Genomic DNA, 25503 nt, shown 5'->3' on the forward strand with positions numbered 1-25503 from the left:
GAGGGCGCCGTGTTTGGCGGAGCGGCTACGTGCGGGTGATGGGCTCGTTCGCCATGCGGGGACCCGGCATCGAAGCCCCATGTTCCGAGGCCTGTCGTCGAACGAGCGCCCGCAGTTCTGCAGGTGTGGGCCACGGCGCCGTGCGGTGGATCATGCGGTGGCAGTTTGAGCAGATGAGCGCGAGGTCAGAGAGCTTTGTTGTTCCTTCGCCTGCCTCGTGCAGCGGGACTACGTGGTGGCATTCGATGTAGCCCTCGCCGCGCTCGCCGTAGACCGCCGCGAAGTCGAACCCGCACGCCTCGCAGGCGAGCATGCCCCCTGACTTCAGCACCGCAGCGATCTTCTTCTGCCGGAGCCCCTTGTTGCGTTCCCGTGTGCGGTGCCGCCGATACAGCACGCGTCCCTCGGGTGCACTCGCCTCGTCCTCGGCATCATCGTCATCGTCCTCTGGCAGGACCGGGTCAAGGGTTCCGTGCTTCAGGCCTTCGCGCAGCAGGTGGGCAGCCTGGGCCATCTCTGCCGGCCGGTCGCGGAAGTCCTGCAGGACTTCCCGATCCAATCGACCCCCGTTGGTGCGCTTCTTCGTGTAGTCCGGGTGATGCGTCGCGATGTCGAAGGTCTTGCGTGCCGCTCCGTTGTTGTTGCGGTAGGTGGCTGCCCGTTCCTCTTCCGGGTAGGCGGCAAGCAGTTGCAGCAGATGTGAGAGCTCTGCGATCCGGGGGTCCTCCGCGGACAAGCCCTCCCATCCGTTCCGTACGACGACGTCACAGGCGAGGATCAGCTCGTCCCGTGTCCACTTCGGGTTGCGCGACGCCACGATGACGAAGCCTTCACGCTTGAGCCAGTCCACTGCGTGTCCCAGGCTGCCGCTGAGCTGCTTGTGCGTGAGGGGCGTGCCATGCTGGTGTTTGTGGGCCACTCCGGCGATGGCCTTGGCGACGTACTCCTTCCCGTTGTGCACGAGCAGGTACGTACTCGCCTCTCTGTAGCCGTAGAGGTCGAGGAACGCATCGCGTCCCAGACCGTCATACTCCTCAAGTGTCTTGAGGATGTCGTCCCGTGAGATCGCTCCCTTAGCCATGGGCGGGAGTGTATGGGGCGAGACTGACAACCGCGGTGGGCCACGTTTTCGCTCCCCTTCCCGGGCCGTCTCTGGGCCGTCGGAGGGCAGCCGACGGTGACCATCGACGACCATTGACGACCCCTCCACCTCCGCTTTGTGCTGCTGTTATGGAAATCGGCCGAGGCCACTGCAAGCCAGCACAAGTTCCTGCGCAACAAGAAGCAGCCGCGGACCTTCTTGGCGTGACGCCCGACGCTCAGCCTCTGGTGGAGTCTGGTCTGGTTCTCAGGGGAGTCTGGGCCGCTGGGTGGCTCCTGGGAGCCAGATTGGGAGCCACCCAGCACGACATCAGACGGTCTTCCCCGGACAACCACGGACAGCCCATGCAGCATCAAGGCTGCTCAGAGGGGCCCACGGGTGGGCTTTCCTGAGCCCCTTCTTAGACGCTCCTTAAGCCCGCCATAACGATCGCCGAGCACCCCTCCCAGCAGCCGTTTCCGGGCCGGCGGGCGGCTAGCTTCTCCTCCACGCAGACGTGAACCGCCGAAGGAGAGACGCACCATGACCGTGATCAGGACCGCTCGCCGCAAGGCCGCCGCAATCGTCGCGCTCGGTGTGGCGCCGCTCGCGCTGACCGGTCTGTCCGCGGCTCCGGCCGCCGCACATGGCTCGCTGACGGATCCGGTCAGCCGCGTCTCCGCCTGCTTCGCGGAGGGGCCCGAACATCCGAAGTCGGCGGCGTGCGTGGCCGCGGTCGCGGCGGGCGGGACACAGGCGCTGTACGACTGGAACGGGGTCAACATCGCCAATGCGGCGGGAAATCACCGACAGTTGATCCCGGACGGCAAGCTGTGCAGCGCGGGCAACGACAAGTTCAAGGGGCTCGATCTGCCGCGCGCCGACTGGCCGTCGACCAGGATGGCGGCGGGCAGCCACACCTTCCGCTTCCGCGCCACCGCACCGCACAAGGGCTCGTTCGAGCTGTATCTCACCAAGGCCGGTTACGACCCGACGAAGCCCCTGAAGTGGTCGGACCTGGAGTCCGAGCCGTTCGCCACGGCCTCCGAGCCGAAGCTGGAGAACGGATCGTATGTGTTCGACGGGACCGTGCCGAAGCGTTCGGGACGGCAGCTGATCTACACCGTCTGGCAGCGCTCGGACTCCCCCGAGGCGTTCTACGCCTGCTCCGACGTGGTCTTCGGGGGCGCCGACGGCGGTGGCAGTGGTTCGGTGGGCGCGGTCCCGGCGCCGACCGCGTCCGCGCCGTCCGAGCAGGAGATCGCCGGGGGCGCCGGCAAGTCGTCCGTGGAGCACGGCGGTCATGGTGACGACGACGCCGGTACGGGCGCGAAGGTCACCCGGGCGGCTCCGGCGGCCGAGGCGTCGGCCGGCCCGTCCGAGGCGAACGCACCCGAGCCGGACAGCGCCACCGGCCCCGCCCCGGCGGGCGAGAGCCTCGCCGAGACAGGTGGCGACAGCAGTACCCCGTACCTTGCGATCGGCGGTGCGGCCGCGCTCGCCGTCGGCGCGGTCGCCCTGTTCGCCTCGGTCCGTCGCCGGGCCGGCGGTGCGGCCCGACGCGGACACTGAGAGGCGGTTCAGGCCTGGCCTAGCCGAGGACGGAGGCGCAGGTGGTCGGGGTGGCGTGCGCCGGGTCCAGGGCGTTCGCCACCTCGTGGTAGGCGATCAGGTCCACGGTCCCGATCGCCACATGCTCGGACAGGTCGACCGGGCACAGGTCCTGGAGCAGGACGTTGCGTACGTTCGGCCCGTCCAGGTACTGCGTGCGGTACGGGGTCACCACCTCGTCGTACCTGGTCGCGATGACCGTGTACCGCACGCCGGGCACGGTGTCGCCGCCCGCGTTGAGCTTGGTGATGAAGGGGGATCCGGCCATCTGGTCGGCGAGGCCGGGCGTGTGGGCGTTCAGCAGGTCCTCGGCGCCCGGGAAGTACGGCAGCAGGTTGGTCAGCCCGAGGAGGGTGGTGCCGTGGTTGGAGGGGGCGAGTCCGATCAGGGCGTTCACCTTGGCGGCGCCACCGAGGAACTTCAGGTAGTAGTTGGGCATCATGCCGCCCTGGGAGTGACCGACGATGTCGGCCTTGGACGCTCCGGTGGCGGCGAGCACCTTGTCGACGAAGCTGTCGAGCTGGCCGGCTGATTCGTCGATCGGGCCGAGGCCGTTGAAGAACGGCACGCCGGGCAGCTGCCCGTAGTCGAGCGAGTAGACGCAGTAGCCCCGGCCGACCAGGTACGGGGCGAGGACGAGCCAGTTGTCGACCGAGTTCCCGAAGGTTCCGTGGACCAGGACGACGGGGCGGGGGTGGGCTGCGGAGGGTTTGCAGGAGTAGTCGTTCCAGCCACGGGAGGGGGCTGTGGCGGCGGCGGGGGTGGCGGCGGTGGCGGTCGCCGTGGGGGTGGCGAACGCTGCGACGGCGAGGAGCAGTGCGGCGAGTCTTCTCCGCGCACGTGGGGTGCGCGGCGCACGTGTCCAGGGCAGCATCGTGTGGTCTCCTTGCGGCTCAAGGGAGTTGCGATGTCACTGCGCCCTGCGGCCCGGACCACAAGTTCTGTACCGATGTTCCATGTGCTCATGCCAAATTACGCGCGAGTAAGGTAGCGGGGGAAGTTACGCGTCGGTAAAAACTGACGCAGCATCACTCTGGATCCAGGTCAATCCACATGACGACAGGTCAGGCAGCGAGTCGGCCCGGCATCACGGCCTGCGGACCGAACCTGGCCCGCAGCCGGTCCGCCACCGCCTCGATCCGCCGCGCCCGTTCGTCCACCGGGCCGAACGACAGCTGATGGGCGGCCCGTTCGCGGTCCGTGAGCCCCTCGGCGCGCAGCCCGATCCCCCGTACCCGGGCCCGCTGCAGCGCGAACGAGTCATGGATCCGGTAGGCGAGTCCGGTAAGCGCTGCGGAGTGGGCAGTGGGCTCACGGAGCGTGCGGCTGCGGGTCAGCGTCGAGTAGCCGGTCCGGTCGGCGTAGCGCACGGAGACCGCGAGTGCCCGGCACACCTGGCCGTCCCCGCGCATCCGGGCCCCCAGCTCCTCGGCGAGCGACATGAGTGCGCGGCGCTGCCGCTCCGGGTCCAGCTCGTCGCGCGGGAAGGACCGCTCGGCGGCGACCGACCGGGCGGCGGCGTTCGGCACGACCTTCGTACGGTCGATGCCGCGCGCCCGCTCCCACAGTTCGCGCCCGGTCCGTACGCCGGTGATCCGTTGCAGGGTGGCGAGCGGAGCCGCCGCGATCCGGCCGACGGAGTCGAGCCCGTATCCGCACAGGGTGCGGGCGGTCGCCGCCCCGACACCGTCCAGTGCGACGACCGGTTCGGCCGCGAGGAATGCGGCACCCCCGCCGCCGGGCACCACAGAAGTCGCCCCGGGCGCGGCCCGCCGCGCCGCCATCCGGGCGAGCATCGGGTTCTCGGCCGCCCCGATCGCGCAGTCCACCCCGTGCAGGGCGAGCGCACGGACCCGGATCACAGCCGCCAGCCCTGCCGCGTCCCGCCCGAAGTAGCGCAGCGCACCGCGCACATCGGCGAGCGCCCCGTCCGGCGGCGCCGCCTCGACGACCGGGGTGAACGCGCCGAGGAGAGCGAGCAGACCGGCGTAACCGGCACTGCCCGGAAGGCCACCGCCGACCTTGCGGAACCGCAGGTACAGGATCCCCGGCTCCTCGTGCGTATCGCTCATCCCGCACTCCCCGGGGACTGGTGCCACAGCTTCCTTCCGGTGGCGACGCCTTCGCCGGGCGGCTGGAGGTCGGACCAGGGGTTCATCTCGTATCCGGTCGGCAGGTGGATGCGGCGGCCGTTGTCGGCCGCCCGGTCGCCCGGGGGCTCCTCCTCCGCCGCGGGGCCCTCCGCCAGCCGGGCCGCGACCGCGTCGAGCCCGCCGGTACGCCGCAGTTCGGCCAGTTCCGCCAGGTTCCAGGCGGCCTCGCCGACCACGCTGAGACTCTGCGGCCCGCGCCGCTGCACCACTCCACGCACGAGCAGCAGCCAGGAGTGGAAGACGGTGTGCGCGCAGGCGGCGTGACTGTCGTCGAAGAAGGCCAGGTCGACCAGGCCCGTACCGTCGTCCAGGGTGGTGAAGATGACCCGGCGGCCGGACCGGATCGGCGGGGTCTGAGTGGCCGCCTTGGCGCCCGCGACCAGCACGGTCTCCCCGTGCCGCGCCTCGCGCAGCCGTTTGGCGGAGACCGCACCGAGCTCCTTCAGGAACGCGTGGTGATCACCCATCAGATGGCGGGAGACGTCCATGCTCAGAACGCCGAGCTCGGCGCTGAGGCGTTCCGCGTCACTGAGGTCGGGCAGGCCGATGGAGCCGGTCTTCCGGCCGTCGTCGAGCGGGAGTTGCGCGCCACCGGATCCGGACCTCGTCCCGGTTCCCCGCTGGGCACGGTGGAGCTCGGAGAGATGCAGCAGCAGATCCCGGCGGTTGGCACCGAAAGCGTCCAACGCGCCGACCTGGGCCAGCCGTTCGGCGGCCGGCTTGCCCGGCCGGGTCCGCTGCCAGAAGTCCAGCAGCGAGGTGTAGGGCTGCCCGGCCTCGATCCGGGTGACCTCGGCCTTGCTGATGCCGTGGACGTCCGAGAGCGCCAGCCGCAGCCCCCACACCTCGGACCTCTCCCCCTTACCGGACACCAGTTCGATTCGATGGGCGGCCGCCGACCGGTTCACATCCAGCGGCAGCACCGGCACACCGCGCCGCCGCGCGTCCGCGAGCAGCAGCCGCTTCGGGTACATCCCCGGGTCATGGGTGAGCAGCCCGGCGTAAAAAGCCGCCGGGTGGTGCACCTTGAGCCACGCCGACTGGTACGTCGGTACGGCGAAGGCGACCGCGTGCGCCTTGCAGAAACCGTACGAGCCGAATGCCTCGATGATCTCCCAGGTCCGGGCGATCACTTCGGTGCTGTAGCCCTTCGCCGCCGCCCGCTGCGCGAACCCGTCCTTGATCCGGCCCTGCAGCTCGGGGTCGGAGAGCCCGCGCCGCACCCGGTCGGCCTCGTCCCGGCCGCAGCCGGTCATGATGTCGACCATCTCGATGATCTGCTCGTGGAAGACGACCACGCCGTATGTCTCGCGCAGCGGTCCCTCCAAATCGGGGTGGGGGTAGCGGACGGGCGCCCGGCCGTGCCGGGCCTCGATGAACGGACGCACCATGTCGGCGGCGACCGGCCCCGGCCGGAACAGCGAGATGTCGACCACCAGATCGTGGAAGGTGGCCGGCTGCAGCCTGCCGACCAGATCGCGCTGGCCGGGCGATTCGATCTGGAAGCAGCCCAGCGTCTCGGCGGTCCTGATCAGCCGGTACGTCTCCGGGTCGCCGGGCGGCACGGCGTCCAGGTCGACCTCCTGGCCCGAGGCCCGCTTCACCTCCATGACCGCGTGCGCCATCGCCGACTGCATCCGTACGCCCAGCACATCGAGCTTGAGCAGCCCGAGGTCCTCCACATCCTCCTTGTCGAACTGCGCCATCGGGAAGCCTTCGCCGCTGGTGGGCATGACGGGCGTACGGCGCAGCAGCGAGGCGTCCGAGAGGAGCACCCCGCACGGGTGCATGGCGATGCCGCGCGGCAGGGCGTCCAGCGCCTCCACCAGCTCCCAGAACCGCCCGTATTTCTCCTTCTCCCGCGCCACCTCGCGCAGTTCGGGCAGCTCCTCCATGGCCGCGCGGGCGTCGCGGGCCCGGATGTGCGGGAAGGCCTTGGCGAGCCGGTCGGTCTCGGCCGGGTTCATGGAGAGCGCGGCGCCGACGTCCCGGATGGCATGGCGCACCCGGTAGGTCTCGGGCATGGCGACGGTTGCGACCCGCTCGGCGCCGAAGCGTTCGATGATCGCGCGGTAGACGTCGAGGCGGCGGGCGGACTCGACGTCGATGTCGATGTCGGGCAGCACGAAGCGGCGCTTGGAGAGAAAGCGCTCCATCAGCAGCCCGTGCTCGACGGGGTCGGCGTGGGCGATGCCCAGGAGGTGGTTGACCAGCGAGCCGGCCCCGGAGCCACGCGCAGCCACCCTGACCTTCATCCCCCTCACGTCATCGACGACTTGGGCGACCGTCAGGAAGTAGGAGGCGAAGCCGTGATAGTCGATGATGTCCAGCTCGTGATGCATCCGCTCCCAGTAGTCGCGCCTGCGGTCGTAGCCGCGCAGCACCATGCCCGCGGCGGCGCGGGAGGCCAGTACGCGCTGGGCGGTGCGGCGGCCCGCACCGACGAAGTGCGGCTCGGGGAAGTGAACGGTGCCGAGGCCGAGGTCGCGCTCGGGGTCGACGACGCAGGCGTCGGCGGTGCGCCGGGTCTCCGCGAGCAGCCGCGCTCCGGCATCGCGGCCGAGTCCGGCGGCGGAAGTGATCCGCTCGGCCGTCTCCCGCATCGCACGGTCGTCCTTGAGCCAGCGCTCACCGCTGTCGAGCGGCGCACGGCGCGGATCGACGGGGACGAGCCCGCGGGCGGCGTCGAGCACATCGGCGACCGGGCCCTGTCCGGCGTCGGCATACCGAACGGCATTGGTCAGCACGGCCCGTACCCCTTGTTCGGCAGCGAAGCCGACGGTACGGGCGGCGAGCCGCAGCGACCCGGGGCCGGTGCCTTCACGCCCGTGATGGACGGCTTCGAGGCGCAGGTCGTCGCCGTAGATCTCCCGCCAGGGCGCGAGCAGCACGGCGGCCCGGTCGGGGCGTCCGGCGGCCAGCGCCCTGCCGACCTCGGAGGCCGGGCCGAGCAGCACGGTGAGCCCTTCGGCGGGCAGCGCGGACCGGTCGACCAGGGGCTGCCCGGCACCGGTCCGCAGGTCGCCGGTCACGGCATGCGCGGCGGTGACGAGGCGGCACAGCTCCGCCCAGCCGCGTGCGCCGTCCCGGGCGAGGAAGGTCACCCGGGGCGCCGATTCATCGACGAAGGCGCCGCCACGGACCGGGGTCCGCAGCCGGTGCGTACGCCCGCCCTCCGGCGCGCGCTCCGCACCCTCCGCCTCCACCGCGAGCCCCACCCCGAAGAGCGGCCGCACCCCGGCCCTGTCGCAGGCCTTGGCGAAGCGGACCGTGCCTGCGAGGGTGTCGCGGTCGGTCAGCGCGAGGGCGTCCATCCCCCGCTCGGCAGCGCGCTCCGCCAGCCGCTCCGGGTGCGAGGCCCCATAGCGCAGGGAGAACCCGGAAACGGTGTGCAGATGCGTGAACCCGGGCACCCGCACCTCCTGAACCGATCCGTACTCACCACCCCCTCGCTCTCCACCATAGACCAAGTTTCGAACATGCGTACGATAATCGAGGCGCATCCACTCCTCCGCCATGCGACCCGCCCCTGCCTGCGCGAATGCCGGACTCCCCGGACCGTGAGGGCATGACTTTCGCTGACGAGGTGAGGAACGTCGCCACCGCACGGGCCGCGCTGCCGGTCGTCGGCGTCGGCACTGCAACTGCTGTTCATCGCCTCCTACGTCGGCGCGCCGGACGACGCCAAGGGAGCGGCGACCGCCCCTGGTGGCTCGGGCCCTGCCTGAGGGCAGGGTTCAGCCCAGCATCTCCTCGATGAGGCCGGCCGCCCGTGCCGTGCCGCCCTCGGACCGTGTTTCGGCGCGGAGCTGTGCCGAGCGCCGGGCGACATCCTCGTCGGCGACGAGTTCGGTGAGCGCGGTGCGCAGGGCCACGGCGGCGGCCTGTGCGGTGTCGATGCGGCGGGCCACGCCCAGGCCGACGAGCCGGTCCGCGTTCATGAACTGCTCGGCGGTCTGCGGGACAGCGATCTCCGAGCGACCGTTCCGCCCGGCGTCCGAAGATTCGCATCACAGAAGACTGTCGCCCCGTTGGCAGTGGCCCTGTTGACTCTCGCGGCCTCCGGCTGCGCGTCCGAGGAGGAGACACAGACCAAGGACGTCCTGTGTCACGCCGCCCCGGCCTCCGCCGAGGGCAGGGCTCTCCATCGCGTCCTGAGCGCGGCGGAGGAGATACGGACGACCATCCCAGCGGGCCGGCGCCACCAGTCTCAGAGGTCGCCGTCGAGCTCTTCATCCGCCCCGGGTACTGTCCGCTTGTTCGAACCGAGCCCCGAGCCAGGGGCTGCACGCGGGAGGGGCGCCATGAGTGGTGCGGAATCGGTCGACAGTATCTGGAAGCTGAGCAACGAAGATGGCGGAGAGCTCGCGGGCCGCTGGTGGAAATGGGCGCTGTCCGCCCCCGACGACCGCAGTCCGGTCAAGGACACAACAGGCGAGCACGCCGCCTGGAACCAGCCGGACGACCTCTGGTTCCTGGCCGGCACCTACGGCGGCCACGTGGTGCGGCGCTGCGCGATTCCCTCGGACCGGCCGGTCTTCTTCCCGGTGCTCAATATGCAGCACACCAGGTCGTACTCGAGGGTCCCTCGGTCCATGACGGTGGCAGAGGCCACGGCGTCGCTCAACAGCATTCCGTTGCCGCTGCAGGAGTTCTCCGCACCGTTCAGGACGGGGCTGACCCAGCGCTACGCATGGGGCATCTGGGGCGGTATCGCGTCGCTGACTCCCGGCCAGTACGTGCTGGAGATCAAGGCCAGGGCCACGAACGGCTTCTGGGTCGACACGACCTACCACCTGGAGTCAACGGCCTCCTGATCAGGGCTGCTCTGCGAGCAGTCCGACGCCGGCCTGACGCCTCGTCCGGTGCTGCTCGGCCGGAGCCTGAACTCCGGTATGACCGGTCGGGGTTCAGGGGCGACTGCCTGATACTCCACCCTGCCATCGCGGGTGGGTGCATGTGGCGCCGGTGTGACAGCCGTACGCGGGTCCAGGTGCCACGGAGCGGGCCCGGGGAGCGCGGTGCGCGGTGCGCGGCGGCACGAGCCGCGGCAGGGGATCGGTGGACGATGTCGGCGACCGGCTCGCTGCAGGTGGTCTCGCGACTACCCGCAGCGGAATGCCAGGGCCGGTACGGGCGCATATCTGACCGGCATCGAAGCCACAGGCCCTCCCGCCATCCGCGTCATGCCCGGACTCGTTCGTTGGCCGGGTCCGTCTCCGGGCCCGGCCAACGAACAGGGTCAGCGCACGTCGATGACCCGCCTGATCAGCCGATTTCCGCCCCGAACGCTGCCAGCGCCTCGGGCACCGGCTGGAAGAAGGTTTCCCCGCCCGAGGAGCAGTCGCCGCTGCCGCCGGAGGTCAGACCGATCGCGGCGTCGCCCGCGAAGAGCGAGCCGCCGCTGTCGCCCGGCTCCGCGCAGACCGTCGTCTGGATGAGGCCTTCGACGATGTCGCCGTTGCCGTAGTTCACTGTGGCGTCCAGGCCGGTGACCTGGCCGTCGTGCACCTGGGTGGTGGAACCGCTGCGGGTCACCGTCATGCCGACGGTCGCCTCGCCCGCCTTGGTGATCGGCTGGGTGGAGCCGTTGTAGAGGTCGACCTCACTGGGGTGGGGCGTGTCGGAGGTGTACTTCACCAGCCCGAAGTCGTTGCCAGGGAATTCGGAGCCCGCGTTCGTACCGATCTCCGCGCCGCCCTGCGAGTCGGACCAGCTGCTGATCGCCTCGGTGCAGTGTCCCGCGGTCAGGAAGTACGGCTCACCGTCCTTGACCACGTTGAAGCCGAGCGAGCAGCGCCCGCCGTTGCCCAAGATCGCGTCGCCGCCCGCGATGAACGGCTTGAACTCCCCGGCGGTCTTCTTGAGTTCAGCCTTGCCGTCCAGCCCGTCGACGACCGCGCCGAGTCTGTCCCAGGCCGCACCGTCGACCGTACGGTCGGCGGTGACGACCACCTTGTTGCTGACCGGGTCGACGGCCCATGAGGTGCCGGGGATCGTAGCCTTGGCAGTGAGGGTCTGCCGGACCGACTTCAGCTCGGCGAGCGAGTTCGTCACGACCCTGGCCCTGCCGCCCGCCTGCCGCACCTGCTCGGCTGCGGCCCGGTCGACCACGTTCACGATCAGGTTCTTCGACTTGGCGTCGTAGTACGAGCCGGCCGCGTCGCCGCCCAGATCCTGCCCGAGAGCGGTGGCGAGCTTTCCGGCCGCGTTCGCCGTCAGGGTCCGGGCGGTGAACTGCGGTACGTCGTCACTGGCGTTCGCACTCTGGAACGTGACTCCCGCTGCGACCAGAGCGACAACGGCCGATCCGGCCATCACCGCACGCTTCCTGGATATGCGCCGATGCTTCAACTTCGACCTCCTGTGGGGGCCGCACACAGGCAAGTGGGGTGCCTGTGTGCGGAGGATGGAGCCGCCCACTATTCCGACCGGGTCGATAGCACACAAGGTCGACTTCAGGACGCACACACGACACCACCGTTTCGCCGCGCCGTGTTCACCTTTCCGGCGTCACACCATGTCGGTTCCGATTGCGAACACCGCGTGCAACCGGCCGATCGGCAGTGGGTGAGGACTGGACCTGTCCGGTACTCGTCGTTGATTTACCTCAATTGCCATTCCGCACAAGGACTTTGATGAGCCATCATCGAATTGCAAGGAAAAGCCGGGCACTCGGTGCCCGCACGAAGTGGAGGAGGCGCGGAGTGCGCAATCGGGTGCGCGCAAGGGACGGGCGGCATCTGATGGTGGAGCGTCTGGGTGATCCGCGGGGCAGACCGGTCTTTCTGCTGCACGGAATGCCCGGCAGCCGGCTCGGTCCGGCCCCGCGCGGCATGGTGCTGTACCAGCGCAAGACACAGCTCATCACCTACGACCGGCCGGGCTACGGCGGCTCCGACAGACTCGCGGGCCGCTGCGTGGCGGACGTCGTGGAGGATGTGCGGGCCATCGCGGACTCGCTCGGGCTGGAACGGTTCGCCGTGGTGGGCCGTTCCGGCGGGGCCCCGCATGCGCTGGCCTGCGCCGCGCTGATGCCCGAGCGGGTCACCCGTACCGCCGCGCTGGTCGGGCTGGCCCCATGGGGCGCGGACGGCCTCGACTGGTTCGAGGGGATGGCCGCCTCCAATGTGCTGGCGTACTCCACGGCGGCGGCCGATCCGGCTGGACTGGCGGAGTCGTTCATCTCACGGTCCGCGGTGATCAGACAGAATCCGGTTCGGCTCATCGACGATCTGCGCCGGGAGCTGACCGACTCCGACCGGGTCATCGTCAACGACGCCGGGATCCGTTCGATGCTGCTGCGCAACTACCGTGAAGGGTTGCGCACTTCGGCGTACGGATGGATCGACGACGCGATCGCTCTCTGCACCCCGTGGGGCTTCGATCCGGCGGACATCACCGGCTCCGTGATGCTGTGGCACGGCGAAAAGGACGTGTTCTCGCCGGTCGGGCACTCCCGCTGGCTGGCCGGGAGGATCCCGGGCGCCACCGCGGTGCTGGAGCCGACAGCGGCGCACTTCGATGCGCTGTCCGTGCTCCCAGGCATCCTCAACTGGCTGTTGGAGGAGCAGGACACCACCGCCGCCGCCCTGCAGGGCTGACTCAGGCAGGGGCCCGCCATCGGCGGGCCCCTGCCTGCTCAGATCGTGATCGGTTCCAGTTCGCGCTGGAACCGGCTGTCGTCCCGGGCGATCCGGGTCAGCGGATGCTCGTCGCCGAGCTGTCGGGTCAGTTCCTCGACCGCCTCCGCCCGCACCTGCAACGCCTCGTCCTTGCGCCCCATCTCATCGAGCGTGACAGCGATGTTCGACGCCATGGCCAAGGTTTCCGGATGGTGCGCCCCGAGAGCCTCCCGGAGCTGCGCGGACACCCGCCGCTCCGTCTCCAGCACGATGTCGAGGCCACCGAGGTCCGCGGTTGCATTGGCCAGGTTCATGACGCAGAACAGCGTGTGCGGATGCTCGTGGCCGAACACCTCCCGCATCGAGGCGACCACCCGCGTCAGCAGCTTCTCGGCCTCCTCCGCCGCACCGGCCCCCGAGAGATAAACGCCGAGGTTGTTCTGGGCGGCCAGGGTGTACGGATGCTTCTCCCCCGGCACCTTCATGTACTGGTCGACGACTTCCTGTGCCGTGTCCCTGGCCTCGACCGCCTCACCGGCCGCAAACAGGTCGGCCGCCATATTGAGATCGCAGGCCAGCGATTCGGGGTTGGCCGAGGTGTACTTGGCCCGGTACCTGGCACGGGTGGCCACCGTCAGTCTGCGGGCATCCTCCAGTTGGCCCGCCCTGCGCAGCGACACAGCCAGGCTCTTCGCCGCGCTCAGCGTGCCGGGGAAGGCGCGCCCGAGGTGCGACTTGTAACTGTCGTAGGTGCGACTGAGCAGACCGACGGAGTCCTCGTATCGTCCTACGTCCCGCAGGTCGCGGGCCAGGTTCATGGCGGAGGACAGGCTGTACGGGTGGTTCGCGCCGAGCACCTCGGTGCGCCGGTCGTAGACGTCCTGATCGATCTCCCTGGCCCTGGCGTACTGCCCGACGAGGCGCAGATTCAGCGCCAGGTTGTTGGCCGCCGCCAGCGTCCTGGGGTGCGCTTCGTGGAAGATCTGACTGAACCCCTCGGTGGCTTCGGTCGCCAGCTCGATCGCCCGGCCGTACTCGCCGAGCGTGCCGAGGTCCGTCGCAAGGCTACTGGTGGTCATGTACGTGTGCGGGTGCTCCGAACCCAGTACCTCCCGCTGACGCGTGAGGGTGATTTCGTCGAGCTCCTTCGCCTCCACATAACGTCCGCGCGAGCGATAGATGTTGGAGAGATGGAAGCAGAGGTAGAGGTACTGGAGATCCCGCTCGCCGAGCATCTCCCCCCATGCCTCGCGCAGTTCGGCTCCGAGGGTGCCGGCCGTCCTGAAGTCACCGCGCTTCCACAGGTAGCGCACTCGGTCGATCAAGAGCCTGCGGGTCTCGGGTTCCTTGCAGTTGCGCGCGTCGGACGGGCCGAGGTGCGGCCAGATGGTGGCGAACCGCGGCCAGGTCAACGGGTTGTCGATCGGCTCGTCGTCATCGGGCCGGGCACCCGCCAGAATGCGGTGGACGACATGCCGGGCCTCGCGCTGCTCCTCCTCGCTGAGCTGCGCCCGGATGACGGCCTGGACGAGGCGGTGGACCTGGATGGAGTTGGAGACCTGGTCGACCTTGGCCAGGGCGAACCGGCCGATCTCCCGGATGACCCGGCCCAGCACCAGCTTCTCCTGGAGCGAGGCGTCGTACGGTTTGAGTGCCTCGATCATCTCCTTGCTGTACAGGAGGTCCCCCGAAATCGGCTCGGGGGCGAAGAAGGCGCAGAGCTGCAGCAGGCGCACGGCGGCGGGTGAGCGCTCCTTGAGGCGCTGGATGGAGATGTTCCAGGTGGCGGCGACGGGTTCCGGGTAGCCCGCGGGCTGGTTGAGGGCCAGGACCTGCGGGGCCTGCTGAGCGAGCTGTTCCAGATAGGTGTCGATCGGGGTGGCGGTCTCCGCGATCCAGGCAGCCGCCTGTTCGACGGCCAGCGGCAGGTCACCGACGGCGGTGGCCACCTGGGCGGCGTCCTCGTCACTCAGTCCCGGGGCGCGGCGCTGGAGGTGCTCGATGGACTCTTCCCGCAGGAAGACGTCGACGGGCAATGCGTCACCGTGCTGGGACCAGGTCTGGTTCCTGGAGGTGACCAGGATGTGACCGGAGCCGCCCTGAGGGAAGTAGCGCCTGAGCCGCTCGGGGTCGTCGGCGTTGTCGAAGACCAGCAGCCAGCGGTCCGACGGAACTCCGCGGCGCAGCAGGTCGACGGCCTCCTGGGAGGCCGCGGCCATGTCGTCGCCGCCCTGGGCGCCGAGCCGGACAGCGAGTTCGGCGAGGCCGGCCACCACATCGTCGGTCTGCTCGGACGATATCCACCAGACCAGGTCGTAGTCGGCCATGAAGCGGTGCACGTACTCCAGGGCCACCTGGGTCTTGCCGACGCCGCCGAGCCCGTACAGGGTCTGCGGCTGGGGCAGTACGACGGCCATCCCGCCGCCGAGCTGGTCGCGCATCCGCTCCAGGACCAGCGAGCGGCCGGTGAAGCCGGGGTTGCGGGGTGGTGCGTTCCAGATCTTCGGCACGGTACCTGGGAAGCGTGGGCCTGGAGCGACCCCGTCGACGAGCTGCACCGGGCGGTCCAGGGCACGCATCAGCGCCGAGGTGGCGTGCACCTCGTCGAGCCTGAAAAGGTCGACGGGGTTGCGGTCGATGTAGGGCGCGGAGAGGCGTACGTCCCCGACCCTGAGGGGCAGCAGCTGGCGCCTGCCGCCACCTGGGTCCTCGGCGACCGCCCTGTCCCACAGGCTCACGGCCCGCTGGGACTTGAGATAGGCGCTGGAGAGCAGGACGACGGTACGCGTGGCGGTCTCGGCCGCGGCGTGCGCCGGGTCGGCTGTGCCCCGTTCGGCGGAGACATCGCGTGGGACGACGCGGAATCCGGCCCGGGTGAGGACCGATTCGATCCAGTCGGCCCACATCCGGTTCTCCGCCACGTAGTTGAGGAAGAGATCGGCGGGCAGCGCGGGCCTGCGCCGGGTGAAGGCGTCGCGGATGCGGAGTCGTACTTCTTCTGCCACGGGGGGCATCGAGGTGATCTGCCGGTCGGTGATGACGGCGGTGAGCCGCTCGAAGGCGGAGAGCAGCGAGTTGGTCAGACCTGCCTCGTCGCCGAAGGTGGCCAGGGTCTCCTCGTACGCGTAGTAGGGGCGGTACGGAATCTCCACCGCCCCCCAGTAGGCGGTGAGTTCGTCACTGGACAGGTCTCGGGGCAGCCGGTCGAACTTCAGCCGGGCCAGGGCCCGGCCCGCGTCGGCCTTCTCCTTCTCGCCCTCGTCGATCCGCATCGGGACGGGGAAGATGGAGATGGGGCGACCGGTGTAGCGCTCGGAAATCTGCCGGGCGACGGATGCAGCGCCGTCGATGGACTGGTCGCTGAGCGTGAAGCAGTCGACGAGCAGGTCCGGCAGGTGGACGGTGCAGATGTCGGCGATGTCGCTGAGGCCGGTCCGGCTGTCGATGAGGACGTAGTCGTAGTTGGCCTTCATGTCGTCGCGCAGGGCGTCGAAGAAGTGGCCACCGCCGAGCCGGTCGTAGAAGTTGTCCCAGTCGAAGGTGGAGACGGTCGCGGAGTACTCGCGGTTCTGCCGTCCGGCGGAGACGAAGTCGAGCGTTCCGCCCTGCGGGAACTCCCAGCCGAGTGTCTCGGGCGTGAGGGAGACCGCGTGCGGCTGGATCCGGGCGTAGTCGCGATGCCAGTCGTCGGCGCGCTCGACCGGGCTGGTCGCGGCCCAGGCGTACTCGGTGATCAGATCGATGACGCCGGTGGTGGCGCCGAGGGTCGAGGGGTCGAGGAACGGGTGGAAGAACCGGTGGAGTCCCGGCGCCTCCAGGTCCCAGTCGACGGCCAGTACCCGTTTGCCGTTGGCGGCGAGTATCCAGGCGGTGTTGGCCAGGGCCATGGTGCGCCCGGTACCGCCTTTGTACGAGTAGAAAGTGACGATGCGTCCGTCACGCCCGGCCGTCATACGTCCTCCGCATCCGTCGCAGGGTCGTGCATGTCCGGTATGAACTGCGTGTTGCCCATGGGCCCCATCAGTCGTGTCCGTTCAGTGTGGCCGCCGCCCGTCGCCGGCGGATAGACCGCCGCATGGCGCAGATACTGCTGGGCCGCCGCCTCCACGACCTGCGGCAGGACTTGTCCGAAGGCGTCCATGCTCGGCACTCCTCTTGCCGCGGCACGGCAATAGGCGCGCCCTTGGCGAATCTTGGACGGCATGGTCTGTTCGAGCCTCTCGGTCAGCTCGGCCTCGGCGGCTCTGCTCTGGGGGTCCTCGCGGTTCCAGGGCACCACCATGGTCACCCATGGGCGGTTCTCGGCGTCGAAGGCGGCGAGCCTGCGGCGTCGGTCCTCGTCCATCAGCGCCCAGCGGTCGACAACCAGGATCTCCGGCCTGTTCGGCGGCCCCTTGCTCTCCGCGTGGCCGGACTCCTCGTCGAAGGAAGTGATGGTGGCCTGATAGTTGAGGGCACGCACCAGGTCCTCGGCGACATAAGCCAGAGGGCGTGCGGAGGCCGGATGGTATGGGTTCCAGTCGTGCGGGTTGTCGCCGTAGTAGTCGGCGCTACGCCCCTCGGGCAGGTCGTGCCGGGTGGGAGCCACGATGGTCACCTTCATCGGGCGGGGTGCACCGGCACCGCTGCTCAGCGAGCCGAAGGCGCTGGGGGCCAGCCGGTAGTCGACGGGACGACCCACTTCGATCCGGGCGGTGGCCGCGACGCTGACGATGCGTTTCGCGAGTTCGTAGACGGCCCGTTCGTACTCCTGGGCGAAGAGCCTGAGTTTGATCAGCCCGTAGAGTCCGTCACTGACGTAACGGTCCCCGAAATCACGGTGATTGAACTGCAACCGCTCTGCCGGCCCGGGCAGTTGGTTCGGTGGTACCGGCACCCACAGAGCGGGCACGATCGCCTCGGCGGGCTGATTGCTGCGGGCCCGGTGGGCGATGGCGCGCTGCTCGAAAGCGTGCCACTCCTTTCCGCACATCTCGCTGGCGAAGTAGCGCGGCGAGAAGAGCGGAACGAACACCCGGCAGGTGGCCAGCACGCTGCCGAGCCGTTCCGACCACCCCTCGCCGGACCGTATCTCCCGGTCCATGAACCCGGCGGAGGCACCTGCCGGGAGGTCGGTCATGGCCATCACGTGGCCGCAGAGATCCTGAAACAGTCGCTCGACCCACATATCCGGGTCCGTTCCACCGCCGTACCCCGGTGTATGCGCATAGCTCAAGAAGAAGTACGGCCGATGGTCCGCCGCTCGCGGTTGCGTTGATGCGTGCACACGACCCCCGTCCTGTGTGAGCACTCGCATCCGAGGAGTGTGGAAAGAATGCGAGCGAATTCATCATTCCGGAGCGGACCTTGCTCCACCCCCATGGCGTTCGGTCATTCACCGCTGCTTTTCAGTCATCCATCCTCGCGCCCGGACAATCGGTTTCTTGATCGAAATCAGTCTTGCAACTGTTCTTCCCGGATGTCCCGTGTGTACCGCTGATCTCCTTCCGGACTGCGGCCAACAGCTGCTTTCCGTCGATGGTCGTCTCGGCCGCCGCTTCGAGCGTGTCGAGTGCCTGCGGCACACCGTCCAGGAACCGGGGGTCGAAGAGACCGAGCCCCACTCGCTCGTAGGTCGAGGACAGCAGTCGAGAGAAGGGAACGGACTTTTCCTGCCAGGGCGTCCGATGCTCCCAGGCTCCGTCCAATGCGTACAGATCCGTGACATCCACAAGGGCCCTCAGCTTGGCCCGCCGGAACCCACGGAGCAGACCGAGCACCAGCTCCTCGGTATCCGTGCAGCCCCCGATCCCCAACGCCCCGTAGCCGTGCTGCCCCACCACGGGGTGTCCGGTGACGAGTGGAGTCAGCGCGATCAGACTGCGCGCCATCTCGGCCGCCTGATCCGGTACAACCGCAGTCAGCCGTTCCCAGGCACCGACGAGGCGCGCGCTCCACGCATCGGCCTCGGACTGCCGGAGCCGGGAAGCGACGGGCGTACCGAAGCAGTCGCGGTACGGGTCGAGATCGTCGAGCAGGAAGCCGGGCGTCCCGTCGCCACCCACGTGGCGTACCGGAAGCCAGCCCGGGGGGTCCTCCGCCGCGTTCCGTACGATCCGCTTTTCGGCGGCGTGTCCGTCCCGCCGGATCAGGAATCCGTCGTCGGTGGCGCGCACAAGGGCAATGCCATGCTCCCCCGCCCCACCGATCCGCAGCTCTCCGAGGGTGGGGAGGAAGATGCCGCCTTCCCGGTAGGCGACGGGAACGGCCCGTTCGAGTCCGGCGCACACGGCGGCAGCGGCCACGGACGACGACAGCCGCAGCGTCGCCGACCGGCCGGCACCGGGCCGGTCGTCACCCACGGCGTCCAGCGCGTCGAGCAGCCAGGTGCGGGTGTAGGGATGGGCCAGAACACCGTCCAGGCCGATGGCGCCCGCTTCCGTCCGCTCCAGAGTCTGCACCAGCTCCCAAGCCTCGGCCCACCGCTCCCCGCCTCGGCCGTCGAGGTCTGCGTGGAGCCGGGCGAGCAAGGTTCGCGTCAGGTCCTGGTGTGCGGCGATCAGCTCGTGCGGCTCCGCAACCGCGGCCGACTCGGTTTCCGCAGCTGTTCGCACCTCGATGCCGTGTACCAGTGCTTCGAGATCTGCGCAGTACACCGAGGGGTTGTCGAATCCGCTGTCCGATCGGTAGCGATGCGTGTAGAGCCCCCCGCCGCACGAACGCACGACGGGGCAACGGCGGCAGGTCTCACTGACCCCGGCCAGTCCGAGTTGCCGTGCCCGGACCCCCGGGTGCGCCGCGACCTCGTCGAAGGCGTTCGTGAAGACGTCGAACCCGGTGGAGGCCGCGCCTTCGTAGGCGCTCTTGAGCGAGTCCACCTGTTCCAGCTGCCCGTCGGTCTCGACGACGACGAGGTCGGTGGGGGCCAGACCCAGGGACTCGGTGAGACTGGGGCCGCCGCTCAGGCTGGACAGGACCGAGGAGAAGAACCGCACCGGCACCGGCCGGCCCTGTTCCCTCCAGCGGTCGAAGATCGCGAGGAGCCAGTCGGCATAGGCCGTGGGCGATCCGTCCGGACGCGGCGGGGGCTGGTCCCAGGTGGCATGCGGAAGAAGGAAGTCGATGAGCGGTGGTTCGAGTTCGGCCAGGGCGTCGAACACCGCGTGCGGATCGTTCCGGATGTCGACGGTGCACAGAAGGCCGAGGTTGAGGTGGCGGTAGCGCTCCTGGCGCAGAAGCTCGACGGCTCGGAGGACCAGGGGGTGACTGGTGCGTCCGTCGGCGAACCGGCGGTGCCGGTCGTTGGCGGTCCGGTCGCCGTCGAGCGAGATGCCGACCTTGACACCGAACTCGTCGAAGAGGTCCAGATAGCGCGGGCTGAGCTGCAGGCCGTTGGTATGGATCCGCAGATCGAGAGCGGCGATGCCGTTCAGTGCCGAGGTCAGCTCCTCGCAGACGCGGCGCAGACGCGCGGGGCCCGCCAGGAGAGGCTCCCCTCCGTGCAGGATCACTGACACGGAGGGCAGCGCATGCGTCTGAGCATGCTCAGCCAAGCGTTGAGCGGTCCAGGAAATAGCCTCATCAGAGATTGCCTTAGGGCGGGTACGCCAGCTCTGATCAGCATGTTCATAGACGTAGCAATGATCGCAGGCAAGATCGCACCTGCTGTGCACTTTGAGCACAATTTCACGGAAGGGGACCAGGGGTCCTGTCATTCCGTCAGTCTAGCTATCTTACGGCGCGACTCAGAGAGCCGAGCTGAAGGTTGACGCCTTGGTGGAACGGCCGGTTGACGTGCTGAATACCCGATCGAGCTTCCTGGTGGCTTCGGCACCACGGACGTCGATCTCGGCGAGCGGCACACGGCTCTTCGCATTGGCGAAGGATGAGTTGGATTCGTTGGTCTTCACGGCCGTCCTTGATGGGATTGTTCCGGACACTGAAACGCCTCCGGCTACTGCATAAATGCAGTGTCCGGCGGCACGACTTTACTCCGCTGACAGCGCTTGGCAAACGCCGACGTCGTACGAAACACAGCATTACGCCAGACGGAACGCGACTCGACATTCATCCGTCGGAGTGAGGAGCGAAAGCGCAGGCAGGAGCAGATGACACGAGCCAGTTCCGGAAAGCCGGGTGACCCTCCCCGCCGGCCTGTGCACAGCCCGGCGGGGTGCCCCTGCATCAAGGACGGGCGATGCGCCACCCCGATTTAGGCGAAAGGTACATGGATTTGACTTCGGGACAGATGCCCGACGCCGCGCGTTCACTTCCACTCCGTCCACCCGTTCGGCGCCACGTTCTGCCGGTTCCATCCGCGAACACCTCGCATCGACCGTCCCTGCCGAGAGGGTGGCCGGGTCCTGCCGGACCTCAGTCGAGCGGGGCACTGAGATCCGTCCTCGCCCCCTTCATGCAGTCCAGGATGCGCTCGTGGGTGTCCCCTACGACGTCGGTGACCCTGAACCGTATGTAGAACGCCTCGACGTCACGGACGAACCGTTTCGAGAAGGCACCCACCAGCACTGTGTCGTATCCTCCGGTGCTCACGAGAGGGAAGCCCGGACCGAAGTGGATGATCTGGAAGTCCTGCGCCACGACGAGCCCGGCAGCTGTCAGTTCGGCCACAGCCGCGTCCAGGTCGCCCCAACGCGCACTGGCGGAGTCGGCCTGTCCGGCCAGGACCAGGCGACAATCCCAGGCGTCGACCACGGCAAGGTGCTGCCCGCCGTTGAGCACGCCGACGCGCCACCCGGATGCGTCCCCCTTCAAATACCCCTTCTGCCACGATCCGCGCCAGCCCAGGTAGGGCCGCACTGTGCGGGCGTACTGCGCCCTGGCCAGAACTGCGCCGCCGGCGACAGCCAGCAGACTGCCCAGGGCATCCATATCGAGCAGGTGCAGGCGCCACGGCCAGGTGGACCGCGCCCCGCCCGCCATGTTGGCTCGGATCACTTCCCAGAGAAGGATCGCGGTGAGCAGTGCGAGGAGCGCGAGGGGTGTGGTGAACAGCAGTGGGCTACGCCGGATCCTCCGTTGGGCACCGACCGGCGACTGCACATCGTCCTGATTCGCATCCTGCACGTTCGCTCCCCCAGCGAGAGGCGAGCCCGAAGATCCAAGGGGCAACTCGCCTGAAATAAAAGACAGTTGCTCAACCATGCCACAGCGCTTCGGTTCGCACGAGAGCGACCGGATCCCGGCCGAGGTAGGCCGTCGTCGCCCAGGGCACCATTGCAGTGCCCGGACGCTCGATCTACTCTCGTGCCCCCGGTCGGCCTCCGCCCACGCACGCGTGCGCCCCGGGCACCGCACAGGGGCCTTCCAGCTTCCGGCCGGACCGAACAGGCCATCCGCCTGGCTGAACGAGCATGTCCAAAACTGCAGACGGGGTGAACATGACGGCGATTCCCGGACCGCTTCAGTCCATGGTCTTCAGGAGCGAGGACCTCCCGGCGCTCTTCCACCACACGGACGCCATCGCCATCGCACGCCAGCGGGAGGCGGTCAATACGACCCGCGGCCAGCTGATCCTCCTCGTGGTAGGTGCCGTACCGGCGGCCCTGCCGTGGCACGGCAGGCTCGGTGGCTCATTTCAACTGCTCGACGGAATCGCAGCGTTGGCCTATCTCGGGGTTCTGGTCACGACGTATGCCGCTTCCCGGCGCAAGGCAAAGTCGCATTGGCAACTGAACCGTTCCGCCGCCGAGTTCATCAAGTCGATGTGCTGGCGATACGCCGTGCACGGCTCTCCGTTCGACACCGGTACCCAGCACCCGGAAGCGGTGTTCGCCAACCGGCTCGAAGAGGGTCTGCAGGAGCTCAGGAAGGTCGGCTGGGTGGACCCCCGGGACGAGATGGGCGATGCCGGCGGCGGGCTCATCACGGAGTCCATGCGGGAGTTAAGGAGCAGGGCGTTCACGGTGCGCAAGGAGACCTACATACGGGACCGGCTGATCGAACAGCGGCGCTGGTACCGCAGGCGCCAGCACGTTTCGCGGCGCGGCGCGCTCGTCTGGTCGAGCGCCATCGCCGCGCTGACCACGCCGGCGCTGGCGCTCAGCCTGCTGCAGGCATTCGGGGCCGCCCGGTCCTTCGCCCTGACAGGGGCGCTCTCGGCGGCAGCGGCCGCCTGCCTCGCCTGGAACGAGATGCGTCGCCATCACCCGCTGATCTCCGCGCACTCACTGGTCGAGAAGGATCTGGAGTCGATGCAGGCCGCAATGGAGACCAGTCTGACCGAACGGCAGTGGCCCGTCGCGGTCTTCGAGACCGAGCGGATCGTCTCCCCCGAACACACCGACTGGCTGGCCCGGCACCGCATGTGACGTGACGTCGGTGAGGGGACGTCGGATCAGGCTCGCTCGACTCCGTCGCGCCAGATCACCGTCACCGGGCGGCCGAGCGTACGGGCGTACGTCACGATGTCGCCCGTGCCGCCGAAGCCGCGGGCCGGCCGGCCGTCCCACACTGCGAGCAACCGGTCGCAGTGGTCGGCGATGTAGGCGCCCGCCGCGTAGTACGCCTCGTCGGTGGAGTGCGGGAAGTCCAGCCGGACCTCCCGGGCCGCGCGGCCCTTGAGGCTTCGGTAACGGGCCAGTTCGGGCCCGTCGGCGAAGCAGGCCTCGTAGTCACCGCTGGGGATGACCACAGTCAGTTCCGCCCCGCAGGCGAGTGCCAGGTCGGCGAAGAGCTGGTCCGCTCCCACAGCCAGGCTGGAGAGGGCCTCCAGGGAGCCGTCGAAGCCGCAGAGCACCGCTCGTATCCCGGCCATCACATGGGCGTGCGCTTCCTCGGGGATGCTGCGATGTCCGGTCACTCCGATGCGTTTCACGGACTGGAACCCCCTGGGGTGTCTGCCGGGGGTCCCGGAGGGCATCCCTCCGGAAGGCACAGCATCCGCCCCCGTTGCTCCTGCGCGACCGTCCTCCCCCACATCCTCTCAAAAGCCGCGGGGTGAACGGGAGCCCCCGCCCGGAATTCGGGCGGGGGCTCTGGCGTTGCCGAACGCGGTTTCGAGAGGGTGCGTGGAGTGCCGGGCGTCAGTAGACGCTGACGCCGTATGCGCTGAGCGCCTCGGTGACCGGCTGGAAGAACGTCGTACCACCGGAGCTGCAGTTGCCGCTGCCCCCCGAGGTGAGTCCGATCGCCCTGGTGCCGGAGTAGAGCGCGCCACCCGAGTCGCCGGGCTCCGCACACACATTCGTCCGGATCATGCCGTAGACGATGTCGCCGCCGCCGTAGTTGACCGTGGCGTTGAGGGCGGTGACGGTTCCGCTGTGGATGCCGGTGGTGGAGCCGCGGCGGGTGACGGACATACCGACCGTGGCGTTGGCCGCGCTGGTGATGTCCTGGCTGCCGACGGTGCCCGGGTGGGCGACCGAGGCGTTGTCGTACCGCACGATGCCGTAGTCATTGGTCGGGAAGCTCGATCCGACCGTCGGGCCGATGCTCGTGGAGTTCGACGAGTTGGTGTACCACGGCGGGTTGCCGTCGGTGCAGTGACCGGCGGTCAGGAAGTAGTAGGTGCTGCCGCTTCGGACATTGAAGCCCAGCGAACAGCGCCAGCCGGGCGCGTAGATGGCGTCGCCGCCGGAGAGCAGCTTGTTGAATGTGCCGGACGTGCGCTCGATCCGCAGGGCGCCGGCGTTGGCTCCGGCGGACTTCTTGATCTGCTTGATCTCGGCCTGGGAGACCGTGCTGTCGACCGTGACCCGCAGGGTCTTGGTCGCCGGGTCGACGTTCCAGGCGGTTCCGGCTATGTCCGCGCCGAGCACGGCGTCGCTCGCGGCGGTGAGCTGGTTGGCGCTGAACGTCCCGGTGGAGTTGGCGTGGGCGCTGGGCACGGCGAGAGCGGCGACAGCGACAAGGCCTGCGGAGATCGCGACGACCCTGCTTCGTCTCGCCATGCCGCTGAGGGGGGTGGTGCGCTTGATCCTCACTTCTGATTCCTCCAAAGGGGAAACGGGGGTCCGCCCGTGGGGTGGTCGGACCCGTGAGGCGCAGTCGGGCGCACGGCCGTGGTCCGCATTCCGGATACGGCGTGCCCCTGACAAGCGCTGCTCGGGAGTATTCAAGGCGTCAACTTCTGGCGCAAGAGGGCCTTTTGGCCTGAGGTCGTCGCCCTGCACCTGCGGCCGGCAGGCGCCGGACACGCGGCAGGCCCCGGCAGCTCGCGAGCTGCCGGGGCCTGGCCGGATGAAATACGAGGGTGTGTCGCCGGTACGTCAGCGGTACGTCAGTTGTCGATCCGGTTCCGCTCCCCCGCCTCGACGGCTACGGAAAGGGTGTTGCCCGAGGGCGGAAAGGGGCAGATGAAGTGATCGGCGAAGGCGCACGGCGGCAGCAGGGCGCGGTTGAGGTCGACCGTCACACTGCCGTCCTCGGCCGGCGCCCCGGGCCGCAGGAAGCGGAAGCGGAAACTGCTGTTCCCGCTGGTGGCGTCGGCGAAAACCGCCCAGAGCGAGCCGTCCTGCTCGACCGTGACCTGGAGGGTGTGCTCCGTTCCGTCCACCTCGAAGGCGATCTCACCGCCGAGGCCGAGTCCTCGCTCGATTCCGTCGGCGTTCTCGACCCGGACCGAGCGGGTGGCGCCGTACGGACGGAAGGTGCCCGTCAGCGCCCAGCGGGCGTCGTACGACGTCGCCTCGATGGCCCGGAAGGCTTTCCGCGCCGCGGAGTCCGGGTCGAAGTCCCGTACCGCCCACAGCCCTTCGCGGCTCAGCACGACCAGCCGCCGCTCGCCGTGTGCGACGCGGGAGGTTTCGATCGCACCACCGTCCACGGTGAGCCGCACCTCACCGGTGAAGGGCTTCCCGTCGACGGTGAGCCCGTCCTCGGCGGCGGCTGTGAGCACCACCTCGTCGCCGTCCTCCCGCCACTGCCCGGGGACGGCCGGAATTTGACCCTCCGGGTGGTCGGACAGCCAGTACGTGCCGGTGAGGGAGAGCGGTCCGTACGGTGCCGAGACCGTGGCGGTGCGCTCCTCGTGCCAGCGGATCCACTCCTGCTCCGCCTGTCCCACTTGTTGCGCCTGCTGCGTGTCCATGCTCAT

General features: G+C 69.1%; 17 protein-coding genes and 1 pseudogene. 4 read left to right on the forward strand and 14 right to left on the reverse strand.

Annotated features, from left to right (window positions below; translation table 11 throughout):
- Positions 1-25: 25 nt before the first annotated feature.
- On the reverse strand, positions 26-1081 hold the full coding sequence (locus ACWCP8_RS10065) for an HNH endonuclease (protein WP_451115248.1): 1056 nt from the start codon (positions 1079-1081) through the stop codon (positions 26-28).
- 543 nt (positions 1082-1624) lie between these two features.
- Here ACWCP8_RS10065 and ACWCP8_RS10070 point away from each other — a divergent pair.
- Positions 1625-2653: a lytic polysaccharide monooxygenase auxiliary activity family 9 protein gene (locus ACWCP8_RS10070; protein WP_451115250.1), complete on the forward strand. Its 1029-nt coding sequence runs from the start codon at positions 1625-1627 to the stop codon at positions 2651-2653.
- Positions 2654-2672: 19 nt separating this feature from the next.
- Here ACWCP8_RS10070 and ACWCP8_RS10075 read toward each other — a convergent pair whose 3' ends face one another.
- The 4 genes and pseudogenes from ACWCP8_RS10075 to ACWCP8_RS10090 all read right to left on the reverse strand — a co-directional run.
- A complete protein-coding gene (locus ACWCP8_RS10075) occupies positions 2673-3566 on the reverse strand; it encodes an esterase/lipase family protein (protein ID WP_451115252.1) in 894 nt (297 codons plus the stop codon).
- Positions 3567-3756: 190 nt separating this feature from the next.
- Positions 3757-4764: a DNA polymerase Y family protein gene (locus ACWCP8_RS10080; protein WP_451115254.1), complete on the reverse strand. Its 1008-nt coding sequence runs from the start codon at positions 4762-4764 to the stop codon at positions 3757-3759.
- Positions 4761-8258, reverse strand: coding sequence for a DNA polymerase III subunit alpha (locus ACWCP8_RS10085; RefSeq protein WP_451115256.1), 3498 nt, complete (start codon positions 8256-8258; stop codon positions 4761-4763). Before ACWCP8_RS10085 ends, ACWCP8_RS10080 begins: the two co-directional genes overlap by 4 nt.
- Positions 8259-8582: 324 nt before the next feature.
- Positions 8583-8816 (reverse strand): annotated as a pseudogene (locus tag ACWCP8_RS10090) (glycosyl transferase); the annotation flags it as partial.
- 333 nt (positions 8817-9149) lie between these two features.
- Here ACWCP8_RS10090 and ACWCP8_RS10095 point away from each other — a divergent pair.
- Entirely contained in the window at positions 9150-9662 is a 513-nt protein-coding gene (locus ACWCP8_RS10095) for a hypothetical protein (RefSeq protein ID WP_451115258.1), read from the forward strand.
- Between the two features lie 451 nt (positions 9663-10113).
- Here ACWCP8_RS10095 and ACWCP8_RS10100 read toward each other — a convergent pair whose 3' ends face one another.
- Entirely contained in the window at positions 10114-11199 is a 1086-nt protein-coding gene (locus ACWCP8_RS10100; RefSeq protein WP_451115260.1) for a S1 family peptidase, read from the reverse strand.
- 353 nt (positions 11200-11552) lie between these two features.
- On the opposite strand from ACWCP8_RS10100, the gene ACWCP8_RS10105 reads away from it, so the two are divergent.
- Positions 11553-12449 carry an alpha/beta fold hydrolase gene (locus ACWCP8_RS10105; protein ID WP_451115262.1) on the forward strand — a complete coding sequence of 299 codons (897 nt, stop codon included), beginning with the start codon at positions 11553-11555 and terminating at the stop codon, positions 12447-12449.
- 38 nt (positions 12450-12487) lie between these two features.
- On the opposite strand, the gene fxsT is transcribed toward ACWCP8_RS10105, so the two are convergent.
- From fxsT to ACWCP8_RS10130, 5 genes are all read right to left on the reverse strand, one after another.
- Complete coding sequence (fxsT, locus tag ACWCP8_RS10110) at positions 12488-16423, reverse strand: FxSxx-COOH system tetratricopeptide repeat protein (protein ID WP_451115264.1); 3936 nt, start codon at positions 16421-16423, stop codon at positions 12488-12490.
- Positions 16420-17766, reverse strand: a complete 1347-nt coding sequence (gene fsxC, locus ACWCP8_RS10115) for an FxsC protein (protein WP_352266581.1) — start codon at positions 17764-17766, stop codon at positions 16420-16422. The genes fxsT and fsxC overlap by 4 nt, the downstream gene beginning before the upstream one ends.
- A gap of 91 nt (positions 17767-17857) precedes the next feature.
- On the reverse strand, positions 17858-20164 hold the full coding sequence (gene fxsBH, locus ACWCP8_RS10120; RefSeq protein ID WP_451115267.1) for a radical SAM/SPASM protein FxsBH, inactivated beta-hydroxylase extension form: 2307 nt from the start codon (positions 20162-20164) through the stop codon (positions 17858-17860).
- Positions 20165-20194: 30 nt separating this feature from the next.
- Complete coding sequence (gene fxsA, locus ACWCP8_RS10125; RefSeq protein ID WP_063756410.1) at positions 20195-20359, reverse strand: FxSxx-COOH cyclophane-containing RiPP peptide; 165 nt, start codon at positions 20357-20359, stop codon at positions 20195-20197.
- A 463-nt stretch (positions 20360-20822) separates the two neighbouring features.
- Positions 20823-21533 (reverse strand): hypothetical protein, encoded by a 711-nt coding sequence (locus tag ACWCP8_RS10130; protein WP_382830716.1) that lies wholly within the window; start codon positions 21531-21533, stop codon positions 20823-20825.
- A 344-nt stretch (positions 21534-21877) separates the two neighbouring features.
- Here ACWCP8_RS10130 and ACWCP8_RS10135 point away from each other — a divergent pair, with 344 nt between their 5' ends.
- Positions 21878-22777, forward strand: a complete 900-nt coding sequence (locus ACWCP8_RS10135) for a DUF4231 domain-containing protein (RefSeq protein WP_352266634.1) — start codon at positions 21878-21880, stop codon at positions 22775-22777.
- A 26-nt stretch (positions 22778-22803) separates the two neighbouring features.
- Here ACWCP8_RS10135 and ACWCP8_RS10140 read toward each other — a convergent pair whose 3' ends face one another.
- The 3 genes from ACWCP8_RS10140 to ACWCP8_RS10150 form a co-directional block, all read right to left on the reverse strand.
- A complete protein-coding gene (locus tag ACWCP8_RS10140; RefSeq protein WP_030977230.1) occupies positions 22804-23283 on the reverse strand; it encodes a hypothetical protein in 480 nt (159 codons plus the stop codon).
- A 208-nt stretch (positions 23284-23491) separates the two neighbouring features.
- Entirely contained in the window at positions 23492-24391 is a 900-nt protein-coding gene (locus ACWCP8_RS10145) for a S1 family peptidase (RefSeq protein ID WP_352266584.1), read from the reverse strand.
- Between the two features lie 296 nt (positions 24392-24687).
- Positions 24688-25503, reverse strand: a complete 816-nt coding sequence (locus ACWCP8_RS10150; RefSeq protein WP_451115270.1) for a DUF1684 domain-containing protein — start codon at positions 25501-25503, stop codon at positions 24688-24690.

The organism is Streptomyces sp. NPDC002206 (assembly GCF_053593595.1).